The 16,326-nt window shown below is 53.3% G+C and carries 11 protein-coding genes; 7 read left to right on the top strand and 4 right to left on the bottom strand.

The features are described 5' to 3' along the window. The first annotated feature begins 59 nt into the window (after nt 1–59). The 7 genes from JJ959_RS07020 to JJ959_RS06990 all read left to right on the top strand — a co-directional run bounded on the left by JJ959_RS07020 (nt 60) and on the right by JJ959_RS06990 (nt 9,977). A complete protein-coding gene (locus JJ959_RS07020) occupies nt 60–1,532 on the top strand; it encodes a site-specific integrase (RefSeq protein WP_292881366.1) in 1,473 nt (490 codons plus the stop codon). Next, nucleotides 1,529–4,774 carry a VPA1269 family protein gene (locus JJ959_RS07015; protein ID WP_292881363.1) on the top strand — a complete coding sequence of 1,082 codons (3,246 nt, stop codon included), beginning with the start codon at nt 1,529–1,531 and terminating at the stop codon, nt 4,772–4,774. Before JJ959_RS07020 ends, JJ959_RS07015 begins: the two co-directional genes overlap by 4 nt. 394 nt (nt 4,775–5,168) lie before the next feature. Further along, nucleotides 5,169–5,900, top strand: a complete 732-nt coding sequence (gmtX, locus tag JJ959_RS07010) for a gamma-mobile-trio protein GmtX (protein WP_292881360.1) — start codon at nt 5,169–5,171, stop codon at nt 5,898–5,900. 404 nt (nt 5,901–6,304) lie between these two features. Beyond that, nucleotides 6,305–6,901, top strand: coding sequence for a DUF6088 family protein (locus JJ959_RS07005; protein WP_292881357.1), 597 nt, complete (start codon nt 6,305–6,307; stop codon nt 6,899–6,901). Further along, nucleotides 6,894–7,913 carry a nucleotidyl transferase AbiEii/AbiGii toxin family protein gene (locus JJ959_RS07000; protein WP_292881354.1) on the top strand — a complete coding sequence of 340 codons (1,020 nt, stop codon included), beginning with the start codon at nt 6,894–6,896 and terminating at the stop codon, nt 7,911–7,913. The genes JJ959_RS07005 and JJ959_RS07000 overlap by 8 nt, the downstream gene beginning before the upstream one ends. 459 nt (nt 7,914–8,372) lie before the next feature. Then, nucleotides 8,373–9,131 carry a hypothetical protein gene (locus JJ959_RS06995; RefSeq protein ID WP_292881351.1) on the top strand — a complete coding sequence of 253 codons (759 nt, stop codon included), beginning with the start codon at nt 8,373–8,375 and terminating at the stop codon, nt 9,129–9,131. A 411-nt stretch (nt 9,132–9,542) separates the two neighbouring features. Continuing rightward, a complete protein-coding gene (locus tag JJ959_RS06990; RefSeq protein ID WP_292881348.1) occupies nt 9,543–9,977 on the top strand; it encodes a hypothetical protein in 435 nt (144 codons plus the stop codon). A 39-nt stretch (nt 9,978–10,016) separates the two neighbouring features. Here JJ959_RS06990 and JJ959_RS06985 read toward each other — a convergent pair whose 3' ends face one another. The 4 genes from JJ959_RS06985 to JJ959_RS06970 all read right to left on the bottom strand — a co-directional run bounded on the left by JJ959_RS06985 (nt 10,017) and on the right by JJ959_RS06970 (nt 16,305). Continuing rightward, nucleotides 10,017–11,393 carry a hypothetical protein gene (locus JJ959_RS06985; RefSeq protein WP_292881345.1) on the bottom strand — a complete coding sequence of 459 codons (1,377 nt, stop codon included), beginning with the start codon at nt 11,391–11,393 and terminating at the stop codon, nt 10,017–10,019. A gap of 268 nt (nt 11,394–11,661) precedes the next feature. Next, on the bottom strand, nt 11,662–13,581 hold the full coding sequence (locus JJ959_RS06980) for a TRAP transporter fused permease subunit (RefSeq protein WP_292881342.1): 1,920 nt from the start codon (nt 13,579–13,581) through the stop codon (nt 11,662–11,664). Further along, nucleotides 13,578–14,561 (bottom strand): TAXI family TRAP transporter solute-binding subunit, encoded by a 984-nt coding sequence (locus JJ959_RS06975; protein WP_292881339.1) that lies wholly within the window; start codon nt 14,559–14,561, stop codon nt 13,578–13,580. Before JJ959_RS06975 ends, JJ959_RS06980 begins: the two co-directional genes overlap by 4 nt. A 460-nt stretch (nt 14,562–15,021) precedes the next feature. Next, a complete protein-coding gene (locus tag JJ959_RS06970) occupies nt 15,022–16,305 on the bottom strand; it encodes a Rieske 2Fe-2S domain-containing protein (RefSeq protein ID WP_292881336.1) in 1,284 nt (427 codons plus the stop codon). Nucleotides 16,306–16,326 lie beyond the last annotated feature (21 nt).

The raw sequence follows: 16,326 nt of genomic DNA, 5'->3' as shown, positions 1-16,326 counted from the left end.
GGCGATCCTGCGGGACAGATGACCGAAGTTTGTTTGTGGGTATTTAGAGCGAGACCGGTATGGGAAAATATCATTCCATAGTTTGGGTTCCCGTAAAGGTACCCCCCGGACACACGATCCCGCTCATAGTTTTAGACGGCGGCCAGATTCTTTACGAAGGTTGGTATTTTTTTGGCACTGAGGGTGTTCGAGATAGAAGCTCCAGTTGGTTCGAAAAAGCGGCTCAGTTCATCGGCCGCTTCTACGATTTCTTCCGCGCGACACAGATCGACCGCCCCTTTGCGCAAAGCGATGCAAACAAGCTCATTGCAAATTGTATTAGCGCTTTGGAGCACGGAACGGTCCAGCCTGACGGAACGGATTCGACAGGACTTTTTTGGACTCCCTGGCCTTCGTCAAAAGTTTCTCATGCCAAGAGTGTCCTGAAGCGGTTTTGTGAATCCCTGGCGGACACTTGGGGCGAAGATAATCCGATATCGATGAGCGATTTCGCACGAGTGACGCTGAGTTCGTTCGGCGAGGAACAGAAGAAGTATCACTCGAAGCTTTTTCATCTGGCGGCCCGTGGAACAAGCTATCGGAAACTTAAGACCATTCAGTCGGCCAAGGCTGTGGCCGCTGTTCGCGCTGGCACAGCGAAAGCGTTCCCCAAAGATTTACTGGGTCCATTGTTATTCGAAGGATGTCGACGAACGCGGAGGCTGACGGACTTCAGCCATCCACTGGCCAACGAGTATAACCTGCCTCTGATGATGGCGATTCTCCTCCTAGCTGGCGGGGGATTGCGGAAGAGCGAGATCTTCCACCTATACGCCGACGACGTCAGAGCAGACGGTATCCGCCTTTACGATCCAGTTCGCGGCAGAATTTCTTGGCGGGACAGGCGTACCGGCGGGCTGAGAGAAGGTCAGCGGGTTGAGTATTTAGCCGATCAGTTTGGTGAGGTTCCACGGAACCGCCTTCGGCGAGGCCATGCGCAACATGCTGGCTGGAAATCCATGCTGATGGACTATGGCGAGCCTCACTATTACGCGGTCGTTCAGTGGATCAATGGAAACCTTAAAGCCCTGTTTCACCACTTATTTGGCATCTATCGGGACCACGTCTTGCCCACAGGACTGGATCACCCATACCTGTTTATCTCAATGAGCCATGGGGAATTTGGGCGCCCCTGGACTGTTGGCGCCTTCAATGATGCCTTCGCGGAAGCATTGCGCCGGATAGGCGAAGAACCAGATGCCGAACGCGGCCGCAATCCACACGGGCTGCGCCATCGATACGGACAAACGCTGGTCGATATGGGTTTGCCGCCGTTAATTATTCAGCATGCGATGCACCACCGAAGCATCGAATCCCAGCTTATCTACACCAAACCTAGCGTAAACCGTGTTCGCGAGATGCTGGAAGCAGCGAGTCAATTTAACTCCGATGAAACCTTCGCGATTCCCGAGAACGAAGGCTTCATGGATTACAACTGGAAATCCGACCCTCTGAAGCTTTTTGCTCCCTGGATGCTTGGATCCGCGATGTGAGCAAATCCAAGCCCCGAAAACCCGCCGTTAACGAAAAATCCGCAGCCAATTCAGGACGCACAGTCTCGGGTACGAATGCCCGGGAACTCCCTTTATATACAACACAGGAGCACGAGATATTTGGACAAGTCAGGGTGAATTTGAGCCTGACAAAAATCAGCCTTCTTCCGCAAAAAATGTCAAAATGGCATGCTTTTGCCAAATCGATAACGCCTTACCTAGAGGCGCCGAAACATAGCAATCCTATGCATTATCGCGATTATGAGCGCGATTACTTTACACAGATCCAAAATAAAATATTGTCCTCTACTTCCGTCAACGAAGTTTCACAATGTATTGATGAAATGCTCCAATTTTCGACGTGGACAGTAGAAAATGGATCACCATCAGGCGAAAGCCAGAGTATGAGGCAATCTTCTGGAACCCGATTCCGACAAGGGGTGAATTTTTTTCTACAGCAGGCTCGATGTGCAGGTCTAATTCTCTTTCCGGCTGGATCACTGAAACAAAACTTAGTGCCTTGGATGGGTCGAACGAAACAGATGCCCATTCTTGGACTGCATCATACATTAGGAACAGCGATCGGGTGCCTCACGGACGGCCGCGTACATTCGAGAAATCACCGATTATTGTTAACTTTGTTCTCGAAGTTCATCGGCTTCACCGATTTTACCTCGGCAAGCGATCTAAGCGAGGCCTTTTTCGCGTCATTCTGGAATTGGATGAATGGCGAATTTAGAAACTGCTTTGAATCGGTAAAATCTACTGGCTCTTCTCGGTTCAGCCGAATTAATGGGTTATTGAATAAAGTTTTTGAGGCTATCTTTGCCTATCAATCTGGGATCGAGCCAAACTTCGACGCACCACGCTATGAGTCCCGCATTCATCTGAGGCTCATGAGTAATGATCTCAGCCTTCTGCACCACTCCTACAAATGGTTTACAGATGGGCCGGATGGAAGACCGGATCTAAAAGCTTGGACGGAAGCCCTTTCATGGTGGGTTAATCATCAACCGTATAAACAACCCCAGTCGCTCGTCAGCAGCACAAAACCTTTCCTCAAATACATAGGCTCACTTTCGCTACCGCCACTGTCTCCGAGCGACTTCACTCGATCTCATGTCATTCGACGACACGATTCACCAGAACGGACATATTTAGAGTTTCTCCATGAAGAAGGCTACGCCGGGCGGCAAATCGGCTACAGCGCTCTGAATGACGTTCGAAGATTTTTCGAACAGTGGCATGACGAACACTGTGCAGCGGACTCCGGATGGCAGTGTCCGATTAAAGATTTTGACATTAACCCGGCATGGAGCTCATCCAGCGGGAAGACGAACAAAGATGTTCTTCCAGTACGCATCATCAAAATGATGAAGGAGATAATTACCGAAAATGACTACGCGTGGCCACGCACGCTTAGGGAAGATTATTTCGATGTATACGACGAGGAGACAAAGCGATTTAAGAAAATTTGGAGTCCAGCACGCGCAATCGGGTTCTTAACTTTGCTAGTTCTTCCAATCCGCACAATTCAGATGCGTTTGCTCGATACAGGCGAAGCGGACGAGGAAGTTTTTGACCGTGAACAAGGAGTTTGGCTCAAGAACACTCATCCCCTACTACAAACCGGGCGCCAAGAGGGGTTCTGGAAACGATTATACGATGCGGGAAGTGGTAGAGAATTTGTCGGAGTTCACATCACTTCCAACAAGACCGCAGTAGTCTCGTCGGCAGAGTTCGAGATTGGCTATGATATTCCGTGGGATTGCAAAGAATTAATTCCGCACATTGACGCGCTAATCGAGTGGCAGCGGATCAATAACCCGATCACGCGTCTAGTCACTCGGGCGGACTTCGCAGATAAGACCCTCCACCCCAATGACGCCATTCATCAACAATCTGGCTATGCGCTCTTGTTTCGCGACCCCGTCTTGAAGGGAACGCACAGAGACGAACCAGTCACCCATACTCGACTGCGAGCCTTTCTTCTGAAATGCCTTGAAGAGGTTGAGCGTCGCCTTCGTGCGCAAGGCGAGGACGTCGTACTGGTCTACCGTGACAAGCACGGAAGCCTAGGATCGAATTATACCCTGCACGGCTTGAGAGCCGCGGGCATAACTCACTTTGTTAAAGCTGGCGTTCCAATTCAGGTGATTGCCGAGTTTTTATCCGGCCATGCCACGATCTTGATGACACTGTATTATACGAAGTTCGGACCGGCCTACATCACCGATGCCTTGGACAGGGCGATGTCTGCGATGGATGACGGCTCAGAAGACGACTACCTCAATTTCTTGAAAGACGCGGGTGCTGATCGACTATCCAGTCTTGTCGTTTCCAACAGTGATGCAGGAACAAATTGGATGGCCGATACGACACCCGGCGTATGGGCGGTCGGCATCGATGGGATCTGCCCAACTGGTCGCGCGATGTGTGAAAAAGGCGGCGAAGCAATGTCAGCCCACAACGATCCTTATTACGCGCCTGTATCAGGGGGGCCGCGGAACTGCGCCCTTTGCCGCTTTTTCATTACAGGTCCCGCGTTCCTGAACGGCCAGGTAATTGCTTTCAACAACCATCTATTTGCGATTGGCGAGAAAGCGAAGGACCTCAACCGCATCAAAGCCAAGGTCGCCGAGCTCGAGGCTTCTGGCAAATCAAGCCGCCGGATTGAACGGGATCGCAATCAGGTCGATGCCTTGGAGAAGGAGCTCGATCTGATGTTTCAGGCGCTTCAAGCTAGGTTCAGCCTCATTGAAAAATCTCGAGAGATGCTACGCAATCAAGAAGCCTCAGCGTTCGATCAAAACGGAGACAACGCTACCCAGGAAAAACATCAATTTGTTACCCGTATGAGCAGTGATGACGATGTCCAGATGGTCATCGAAGAGACTTCAGAATTCGATCTGATCGAGTTTGTATCGCAGGCATGCGAGATTTTTCCCGAAAAAGCTGAGCCATCGGCCCCGTTACGAAAAGGGAAAATACTTGATCAATTTTTGAAGCGTAATGGATACGAAGCCCTCTTCTATCAATTGCCGGATGAAGAGGCTCTCGCGTCAGGCAACAAGCTGACCCGCTTTCTCCAGGAGAAGGTTGGCAGAGACCGTTTACGCTCTCTAATGGATGGTCATGAAACGCTGATTTCCCTCGGGATTTCGGATGAGTTCGAAAGCCATTCAGGCTCACTGATCGCGAGACAACCGCTTAGGATCGATGCCCAGCAGGCGCTTGAATAAGTCGCAGCTATATCGATTTGTTAGAAAATCTGTGAGGACATACGCCGTACGCCAAATGTGCCGATAGATCACCGCATTTTGCCGAACTTCACCCGCCTTGAGATTGCTCACGTCTCGGCTGGAAGGCGCTAGAGCGGTATCTCCATTTCCCCTTATGCGCACCCGAAAACCAGAAACATCTACCCTTGCTTGAGTATCTCGTTCGCTCTGGTTCTCGACACAAGCTATGAAATCGCTATGGTCATGTACGAATACTGACTAGGGACCCTCGGGATAGCTGCTTACTGGCAGATCACATGAGCAACTGCTTCGGGTTTAAGCACTTTAGTTGCTAGGTTTCCGGAGTGTAGATCCGTCCTGTATACGGGTGCCGATCGAGGAGGCTTCAGGAACCATGTCCCAGGCATCAGAACTATCAGATGCTCAGGCTGCCGCGCTGACATTCCGCGACCAGCTTTTGGTACAGACCACCTCCCGCGGGAAAACGTCCATCGACCGAGTCTGGACAGTTTGCCAGGACCTTATCGATGCAGGAAAACGCATAACGGTAGCTGAGGTTGGCCGGGCCACAGAGCAGCGATGGGGAAGCCCGAAAGCTCAGGGAATACGTGACCAACCTGATCGCTTGAAGCGGTTGGTGGACCTCTGCGCGACGGCACAGAGGGATCTCGATACAGGCTCCGTCAGTCGCAAGTCATATGCCTCGAGCAAGATAGAGGCGTTGATCTCGGAGGTAGCTGACCAGACCGTCAGGGCAAAGATCCGGTCAATCGCGGAGGAGCGCGATCAACTTAAGCAGGACCTCAAGAATCTTCGTCAGGCCTTCCAAAGGCTGACGCCGATTGGCGACCTCACTCCAGAACAGTGTTACGACGAAACGCCATCGTTGCCTTCGACCGCCCCTGCGGCGGATGACAATCATCCTAGAACTACTGCAGACATATTCTCAGAAGCCGAGAAGCAGGCTGTCCAAAAATTTCTTAGCGATAAATTTCTTTATGATGAGGGCTTTAAGATCGATCCGGTTCTCGGCCTCGTAACCTCACAAGGGCGTATCCTGTTGCCTATCGCTTTCGTCGAGGCCCTGCGCAAGATTGCGGGATATGAAAATCGCTCGGCCGTTTGACCCAGTATAGTGAGCGCCCCGATCCTCTAGAACAATGATGCTCGCTTTTTGACAAGCTAGTGAGCCCCGCCTTTAGCTATCGCCCTCGGCGGCATCACCTGGAAATTACAGGCAACCTGAGCGCTTCGATGTGCCGCGGGGAGAAGCCAGATGGCATCGCCCCTAAAGTGGCGGGTTAGCGCCTATGGCGGACCATACGGCTTCGATAGGACGTCCTAATTGCGGAGATGTCTTTAGAAGCGGGGCGACAAAGGCACACTCCGAGTTCTCACCTATCGATTTTCGAACATCAGATGCATTGGTGCGCGAGATGCCGTTAGACGCTCTCGGGTTCCCCCGGTTACGTAGAGATTGAAGTTTGTCAGAAACTACATTATGTTTTCTGACAAACAGGAGTACGAGCTATGACTTCAATGAGTGAAAGCATTCTGAAAGAGGCTAATGCGCTGCCTGAAGGCGCCGTCATCACTCCCAAGGCGATGTTGCACCTCGGGAGTCGGGCAGCCGTGGACCAGGCTCTCTCCCGGCTCGCCCGGAGCGGGCATCTATTGCGCATCTCTCGCGGCTCATATGTCGTTCCGGTGAAGAGTCGTTTCGGTGTTCGCCCTCCGTCAGCCTCGAAAGTGGTCGAATCTCTGTCGGGCACGGCCGGTGAAGCGATTGTTTCGCATGGGGCGGCGGCTGCGAATGCGCTTGGACTGACGACTCAGGTTCCCATTCGATCGATCTTCCTTACGGCTAGTCGAGGCAAGCACCTTAAACTGGGGTCTCAGATCCTTGAAATTCGGCATGCGCCATTCTGGCAAATGACGATGCCGAGACGCCCTGCGGGAGAGGCGATCCGCGCCATTTCGTGGTTAGGCGAGAAGCATGCTCGGGAGGCTCTGAGTAAGTTGAAGAACACTTTGCCAGAGACGGAATGGCAGGCTTTGTCTGCATCTCGATCCATTTTGCCGTCGTGGATGGCTAAGGCCGTCAGCGAGGCAGTGGCGCATGGGTGAGACGTACTTTGAGCTTTCACTGGAGGATCAAGGTGAAGCACTAGAGATCGCAGCGGCACGATCCGGGCGACCTGCATACCTTCTGGAGAAGGATGTGTGGGTCGTCTGGGCACTCTCGGTCCTGTTCGAGGCAGAGGTAGGACAGCACCTATCGTTCAAAGGGGGCACGTCACTCTCCAAGGTCTACGGGATAATCGATCGCTTCTCCGAAGACATTGACCTGACTTATGACATCCGGGCGATGCTTCCGGATATGGCTGGTGATGGCGACGGGATTCCGCCAAGCCGCAGCCAAGGCCAGAAATGGACGGAAGCAGTCCGCCAGCAGCTTCCCGGCTGGATCGACCAAACCATCAAACCGCTATTGCTCGCGGCGATGGAACGCGATGGAGTAAAAGCCACGCTCCGCCAGGAGGCCAACGAGCGCCTCTATATCGACTTCCCGGGACACCGGGAGGGATATGGATACGTCAGACCTGCCGTCATGCTTGAATTCGGTGCACGCTCAACCGGTGAGCCGACGGAGCCACACCAGGTCGTCTGTGACGCTGCACCGCATCTCTCCGAAATCTCATTTCCAACTGCCGCACCACGCGTCATGAAGCTCGAGCGGACTTTCTGGGAAAAAGCGACCGCAGCCCATGTCTACTGCGCACAGGCGCAGCTGAAGGGTGAACGCTTCGCGCGGCACTGGCACGACCTCGCCGCTATGACTCTTTCGCCAGATTATGAGACCGCTATTGAGGATCGGGGGATTGCTGGCTCGGTTGCGCGCCATAAGGCCATTTTCTTTCGCGAAAAGGATTCTGAGGGATCCGTCGTCGACTATACGGCCGCGGTCACTGGTTCTCTGCGCATTGTGCCTGAGGGAGATGCAAGGCGAGTACTAGAAGAGGATTACAGGAAAATGGTTGAAGCGGGGCTCCTCCATGGAAGCGCCCCATCGTTCGACGAACTCATGGCGACATGTTCTGTCATCCAAGAACGGGCGAATGAATCGTTTCCTGATTAATCCTGCCGCGCTGTCATGCCATCGAAAATAACTGCGTCAACGAGCGAACCAACAAACTTTTCCGCCACCAGCTCAGTCGCAAGCGTCCTTCTTTGTGCACTCAGGAAATGCCCACTATTGCCCACCGACCGACATTACGATTTTCACTCAACGGCTTCGGCAAACAACAGCAGGCGCCAACCGACTTGGCGCTAAATCAAACTAGTTCCATGAGTTACAACCCCACTCATTAAAGGCAGCACCTCTGTCAGTCATGTAGGTCATCGCAAGCCCTGCTGATCTCACGACGTTTTGCGATCTGGACTAGCGCCTGTACCGACGCCACCCGCAGCACAAAGCCACCACCTTTTCTGTCAGAATACAGCGTTCACATAACGACTTTCTACCGTTCGGAGCAGGTGCATTTCGGGATCAACCGATGATAGGTTTACTCAAAGCGGTCATTGGGGAGGCCCTAAATTGGCATACGACGTGTTGTTTCAAGCCTATTCAGAATCGGCGTTAGAAGACCGATATCACTTTGACGGAAATACAGTCGCTTTCGAACTCCGTCATGGAGAGCAGTGGCCTGGCGACAAAGACCGACCTGAGCTCAAGGACACAGGGCATGAGTTCGATCGCATAGAACTTTCAATAAAGCCGGAATCGGATCCATCGAGATGGCTGACGCAGAACTGCAGCTTCATGTACGAAGTACGTGCGCCTTGGGAGGAAAAATTTGGCGGTGGTGGCTACATAATTTTAGGCCAACTCCACTGTAAAGCACCTATGTTTTCACTTAGGTGGACCCCAGGAAGTGAAACTATAAAACCTAAGCTATGGATCGATTTTATTTCGACTAAAGGCAGCACTACTACACATTGCAGAGAAATAGGTAACATATTAACTGCCTTGTCGAATGGTGACCCTTTGACGGTTTATCTTGAGACATCTCCAAAATTCAACAGTACCGGCTCGGAGGTGATAGCGCTCAACGTCACCGCTACAGTATATCCATCGAATAGAAGCGATCTTGCCGTGAAGGAGAGCGTAGACTGCTACCCTAAACAACTTACTGGAAGCGATAACCCTACTATCCGATTCAAAATTGGAGCATACCGACGAAGAAAAGATGCTTCGCATTGGGAAAACCTAAAAATTTACTACGACAATCTATCAATCGACGGCGCTCCGTTTCCTCCAAATTTACTAATTTCCCCTCAATACAATTGCCGATAATTGGAAATTCAGCGGGGATAATCGCAAACAGTTGGTCGACTGTCTCAGCAGGCATAAGCTGACCGAGATGAGCCTTCTGTTCACCCCAAAATCAGAGAAATCCACTATTTTCTTGCGATAAACAAATTCAATATCGCCCTAAGAAAATAATTAGTATTTTAGTAAAATCATCAAAATCGATCTGGACTCGCTCGTACCGATTCCCTATAGCCTTCGGAACGAGTGCTCTGGGAAATTTTTCCTACGTTGGAGCCTGTGACCTTCTAAGTCCCGAAGGGCTTAATCGAGCACACTCCATCGGAACAAAGGAACTGCTGACCGCTGCGGCACTATGGAAACTGCCTCGCGGAATTTCAGGCACGAATCTCACTGCGAGAGCATTAAAATCTTCGTCGAGTACGATGGCTTCAAATGGATGATTTCGCGATAGATATGACTTTGGATGCTAATGGCATCCTCTTAGTACGAATGTCAGGCACTTTCGCATTTGAAAGCTGGCGAGTTCAGAGGTCCGAGTTATTGCGGACAACCCTCGCCGAGGTTGATTTCAAAAATCGCGCTAGCATCGTGGATATTAGGGATTCAGATCCCCCACAAGAAGATTGGTTAAACGCCTTTGATCAAATCAGAGAAGAGCTCTTAGCTGTTCATGAAGGCACGGGACCAGTCGCCTTCGTTGTTGGTATGGACCAGGGCAAGGCCGCTGCCAGTTCCTTTTTTAAGGCCATTAATCATAGCAAAGGGATGGGCGACCATCCTGTCCATGCATTTTCGGATATGGAAAGCGCGCTAGATTGGGTACTCATAGATTTACAATGGGTATATCCTAAAAACCTCACCGCATGAGATCTTCAGGATCTATCGAACAAGCTTCCAAAGTAAGGCTCATGCAATCCAAGTGCGATTGAATCTCGGCAGTTCGTAACTGTCGGTACTCATGAATCGCGGGGCCGAGTAAGTTTTCAAGGAATCGCCAAGAGCATTCAGGCTTTCAGGGTTCGTGTCAGGCCATGCGCCAGTTCTAAGTTTCTGCAACATAGCCTCGACAGCAGTCGCGCTTTCCGCCGTTGAAAAATTGCAGTGCCCCGTCGAATGAACGAAGGCAGTCCGGACCAAGTCAGAGCACCCGTTCTTCATAACCGTGTCCATGTATCCCTGAACGAGCGTATACGGGATCTGGTAATCGCCCACCATGTGGAGACGTATTACCGGAATTTTCGGCCTACCAAAGATCGTACGGCCGGGCTGGCTCCAGAACTCGAGAGCATAGGAGGACACCTCAATCCGCGGCGCATCGTTGATCCTCCGCAGGTCGTCATCCAGTTCAATTGTCGTCTTACCATAAAGCTCTTCTGTCGCTCGCTTCAGCGCGGCATTGCCGTTCTCGAAGAACTCTACGTAGTCGACATCGTCGTTCCAGGACAGCTGCTGGCCCTGAGCAGCGTTCTCAAACATGATGCGGGCTTCGCCGCCGGGACTCTGCGCCAGGCGAAGTGCCGACTCAAACATGGCGGCTTGAAGTGCGTCGGTATCGGTCTGTTCCGGCAAACTCGTACCGTCAGCCATCCAAGCAGGCCATTGCCCTAGCGTGAATGCCAAGGCAATTCGGGCGCGCCCCTCCGGACACGCTTGTGCCGCCCGGAACGCTCGGCGCCAAGCTTCAGGCAACTTGCCCTCCATACCATGACCGGTCGGATGCGAACTCCCATCGTTCGGCAACGATACGATCGACAAGTCCGATTTCGGTCCATATCCGGCTCCCTCGTAATATTCGGCCAGCAGGACCTTCAGGGCGAACCAGCCATCGAGGAAACAGTTCATCAACCAGACTGGTGTGTGGGCCGCCAACGCAATCGAGCCATGAACCCGTTCGCAGAAGCTTTCGGAAACCGTGAGCGCCATGTGCCCGCCGCCAGAACACCCATACTGCAGCACGGTCCCTGGCGATCCCCAGCGCGCTTCGAACCGATCAAGAACGCGATCTAGATTGGCAATTTCCCGGAGAGGATCGTATTGCCATTGCCGAAGTCTGTGCCGAGCGGTGCCCGCGACCGCATAGCCTCTGCTCAGCATGTCGAGATAGCGGTCCTTCCTCTCGGGGTTGACTGCGCCCATCGCAAAATCGAGGTCCCTAATCAGCACGCCCGACCATTCGGTAGGGACCCGGATCAGGTATTCAGTCCCATCAGGAAGCAGCCCCTTCTCTTCTCTGTAGTCCGGCAGAGAGGTGTTCATCTTTCCGCTGTTCGTGTTCATGGGCATGAGGACCGCTCCAAAATATCTCTCCGACCAGCCGAACGGCTGACTGCTACGAGAAGAATATAAAACTCAGGATTGGGGAGAGCGGCGGCAACCAAGGAGTTGAATGCCTGTCAATTTGCCGCCCTCCTCATGGTGAGGAGTTGTAAAATTATTAGAGACCTAATCGTGTAATCAAGTCCGGTGTTCTCATCACGTGAACACCACTGTTCCGTTCCCCGCACCGGCTACGCTTACGCGACCAGTGCGGGGGTAATCTTGAACGAACCAGTCACTCTCCTGGCGCGGAGTGGCGGGGACTTTTTCGCGCAGCCTGAAAGTAGATCGCACCAAGGACGGAGAGTGTTGCTGCAATTCCAGCCAGTGAGATGATCGTCTGCGGAGCGACAGATACAGCTGCCCCTACGACCAAGAGTCCCCGAATAGGCCAAGTTGCGACACCCGATGTCCTCAAATTTATCCATTCGAAGGACACTGCAATCGCGATTGCTCCGACTACGCCGCCAACAGCAACGAGGCCGATGTCGAAAAATGTCCCCTGCCCAAGGATCGCTGGATTCCAGAGGAAGACGAACGGCATCAAAAAACCGACCGCGGCCAGACGAACCGCATCAAAGGCAATGATGAAGGGATCCTCGTCCGCAATTGCAGCTGCGGCCAATGCCGCCACTGCGATTGGGGGCGTCAGGGCCGACAGGATTGCGTAATAGAGCAAGAACATGTGGCTCTCGAGCACCGGGAAGCCGATCTTGGTTAGTGCCGGACCGACGAGAACCGCAGCCAGAATGTAAGCTGATGGCGTCGGCATACCGAGACCTAGAATGATCGTGACGACTGCTGCGAGAAGCAACGTAAACCCTGGCGCACCGCCTGAGATCTCGATGATCACACTGGCTGCTTTCATACCGAGACCTGTCATCGAGAGCCCCCCGATGACTAGTCCGGCGGCAGCGCAAGCACCTGCTACCGGAAGGATACGTAGCGTCGTCTCGCCCAGAGCATCGATAACCTGCCACACAGTCATCCTGGTTTTCTTCGAGAACAACGTTCCGACCACGACGGCCAATGCCCCGGCGCCCGCGGTGAACACCGGGGAATAACCCGCCATCAACACGCTGATAATGATCACGATCGGCACCAAGAACGGCCAACCGAGGACGAACGTTTCGCTCATGTTAGGGATGCCGTCGGGATAGGGCTTAAGATCTCTATGAACTGCCCTGAAATGCACCTGGCAGAACACCCCGATGTAATAGAGGAAGGCAGGGATCAGAGCGGCATAGACGATCTCGCGATATGGCGTACCCGTATACTCGGCGAGAATGAAGGCTGCTGAGCCCATGATCGGCGGCATTGCGCTGCCACCGGTCGAAGCTGCCACCTCGACCGCCCCCGCAAACCGCTTTGAGTACCCGAGACGCCTCATAATTGGGATGGTGATCGACCCTGTCGCCACGACATCAGAGGTCGGGCTACCCGACATCGTTCCGTAGAGCCCCGAGGAGATTACCGCGACCTTCGCCGGACCGCCGCGGCTGTTACCGGTCGCCGCGGCCGCAAGGTTGAAAAAGAACTCTCCGCCCCCTGCTTTCGAGAGCAGCGTGCCAAATAGGACAAAGAGAAACACGTAGCTAGCGACAACCTGCACGGGGACACCGAACACTCCGTCCGTCGTGAAGACCAGAATATCGAGAAGGTACGAGAAGTCGGAAATCCCGTGTCCGAAGGGCGGCGGAAGCAGATAGCCAAACCAGTTGTAAATCAAGAAAAGCGTGACAATACCGGTCAGCCCTGCCCCGGTCGTGCGCCTCGTCGCTTCTAACGTCAGCAGCAGCAAAGCCGTTCCGAAGAAAAACTGCGGGCCAGTGAAAGGATCGAGGAGAGTGATCCGATCCGAAATCACCTCGGAATTTATGAAGAAGAATACACCGGCAACCAGACTGAGCGCGGAGAGTGCCCAATCCAGGAGCGTAGGCTGCTCGGGTGCACGGGGCGAATGCCCAACGGCTACGAAGAGTATCGTCAGAATACCTGAGACAAAGAGGATCCCGAGGACGAGCGGATCCGAAATTACAAAAAGATTTGCGTAGATCACCCAACAAGCGAAGGCGGCGGCCACCACTGTCAGGGCTTTAGCCGACGCACCGTCAAAGGTGCGTCGGCGTCCAGTTGCAACAAGCGAGAATGTCACTTAATCAGCCCTGCCGCTTTGTAGACTTTCTCAGCGCCGGGATGGAACGGCAACACACGCTGGCTAACCATGAGTTCCGGTGAAAGCTGCTTCATAGCTTTGTGGACGTTGCGGATCTCATCGATGTGGTCGAGGAAGCTGCGGGCCACCTTTTCCGCCACGGCGTCATCCATGTTCTCAGTTGTCACGACCATGGCGCCGAGGGCGATGGTGTTTACGTCACCCGTTTGCTTCGAGTAGCTGCCGCCAGGGATCTTGTAAGCCGAGGTCCCAAACGCCTCGTTCGTCGCAGCGATAACGTTGTCAGGGATCGTCAATAGGATGACGTCAGTATTCTGATCGATTGCTCGGAACGAGGAATGGCCGATAAAGATGCCGTTCGTCGCCATGTCGATGCGCCCGTCCTGCATCAGGTCGCCTTGCTCATTCGCGCCTGCTCGGACAAAGGATCCACCGTTTCCTTTCAGAGTATCCTCATCGAGACCAGCGGCCTGGAGCATGAAGAGCGCGACATTGCCAGTGATATTGCCCGAGCGGTTGATGCCGATCGTCAACGGGGCTTTCGATGAAGCGAGATCGTCGAGGCTGTCGATTTTGTATTCTTCGGCGATGCTTTTCTTGAGGAAGAAGTGCATCGGAGCCCAATTGTACATGTAGCCGATGGCTCGCATGTTATTGACCGGCGCGCGGAAGGGCTCTTGTCCATCCTGCGCAAGCTTGACCTCAGCGTCATGAACCATTCCGAGATCAGTGCGATTGGCGGCCAACAGTCCAATGTTGGCAAAGCCGCCCCCGGTTGCTTGATAGGTGATCACAGCGTTCGGATCTTCCGCTTTCGCGGCCCGATCCATACCGGCTCCGAGGAGCGACCAAAGACCGCCCGGATTACCGCCGGACAGGGTCAGGTCAAGGGTTTGTGCATTTGCCGCACCGGCTGACACTGTCAGTCCGAGTGCGAGTACCAGTGCCTTCAATCTCATCTTTTCCTCCCAGTTGAGATTTTTTGGTAGGTTGCTTCGCTTCCCACCTCTTCATCCGGATGACGTCGCCGGACCCGACCCGCAATTTGATGGTCTTCTTGTTGATAAGCGGGGCGATCATGGGTTCCTCGCGGCCCCACAAAGCACATGATTTGTGGGTGCTCATCGAGAATACGGCTGGCGTTTAGCGTCGCCATCGCCAGCCGAATTCCCCAAATCGTCTTGGATTTTGCCTGTCTCGAGTTCCGCAACCGCATATAGGCGAAAAGCACCGAACCATGTGCTCGGAGGCCTGCATCATGCGTGACGACCAACTCTTAGGTGAGCGTCCCTCCCTTATTGCGGCGCTTTTGAAGTTTCTTAATTATAGCTGCCCAGCCAACTTCTTAGATATCTTATTATAAAATTAGATATCTATCAATTTTCGCTGATTCGTCAAGGAGATTTGCGGGTTTCCGGGTCATTCAGCCGCCTCGATAGACTCTTCCGTCGTCCCGAGATTTCGCCAATCGATCTCTTTGGAATAGACACCTTCCTTAGAAGAGATCGTGGCGTGCGGGACACGCGGCTCTTCGGTGCCAATTGCAGCACCACCTTCGGCAACTCGGCGAGCCGCGTCGCTCATAAGACGGCGGAACTCAACAATCGCAAGGTCGGACGCGCCAAGCAGATCGGTCGACCGGTCCACTCTCGCCCCCATGGAGACCCACATCACGATGTCCTGGTTCGGGATCCCGAGAACGCCCGTGAAGTTCCCGAGTTTCATCTTCTGACGATCCTGCAGGAAATTGTTCTCCAGCGTCCGCTTCGAGCACCACTTCTCATCGAGATCAATCCCCGGTTCGGTGTGGTTGAACTTCCGCCACTCCGCAGTCGACGGACACGCTTTTCCACCCCAAGCGATGAAGTGGAAATGCGATGTTTCGTCGTCGATCGGCACGATCACTGTTGCAACGTTGTAGTTGTTGTTCGGCGGAATCAGTGACGTGTATGGCGCGATATACTCAGTGATTCTCAGATAGTTATGCGTCCCTGCGTTCTTGATTGGTTTGCGGATCGCAGCGTAGTGAAAACCATAGGGAGTGGTTTGCGTTTGCATCTTCGGCGACTTGTCCGTCGATGGACGATACCAAGCTTTATCGTCGGCCGACGCGCCTTCGACTCTGGCAGGTTTCATGTCCGAAGAGTGAAGCGATGAAGAGTGCGCGCTGTCGATCTGGCCTTCCGTGACCTGAGCCCAGTTTGCAGGGATACGGATCTTTAGGATCGAGACGCGGGTATTTTCCTCAGGAGCGAATGCTGGCGCTTCGAATTCAGGCGCATCTCGTTCCGTATCAAGCCATGCCCAAACAAAGCCACCCCACTCTTTAACCGGATAGGAGCGGTGTTTGACCTTGCCATGCAATGGCGACTCTTCCGGTTCGGACGACATCGCGACGCAATTGCCATCAACGTCGAACTTCCAGCCATGATAGAGGCACCGCAGGCCACATTCCTCATTCCGCCCAAAAACTAGCGATGCTTTTCGGTGCGGACAGAGCTCGTCGAGCAGACCAATACGCCCCTCTGTGTCGCGGAAGCAAACGTAGGAACGGCCAATCGCCTCGACACGAAGCGGGGTTCCGTCAGGCTCGGCGACCTCTTCGATCAAACAGACAGGCGTCCAATGCTGGCGCATGAGCTCGCCCATGGGCGCATCGCCTTCGACCTTCGTGAGCAGATCATTTTCTTCGACTGTCAGCATATCTGTCCTCCCGTTTCGTTG

The sequence above is a fragment of the Nisaea sp. genome, from assembly GCF_017640745.1.
Taxonomy (GTDB): Bacteria; Pseudomonadota; Alphaproteobacteria; order Thalassobaculales; family Thalassobaculaceae; genus Nisaea.
This window is presented reverse-complemented; position numbering and strand designations above follow the sequence as displayed.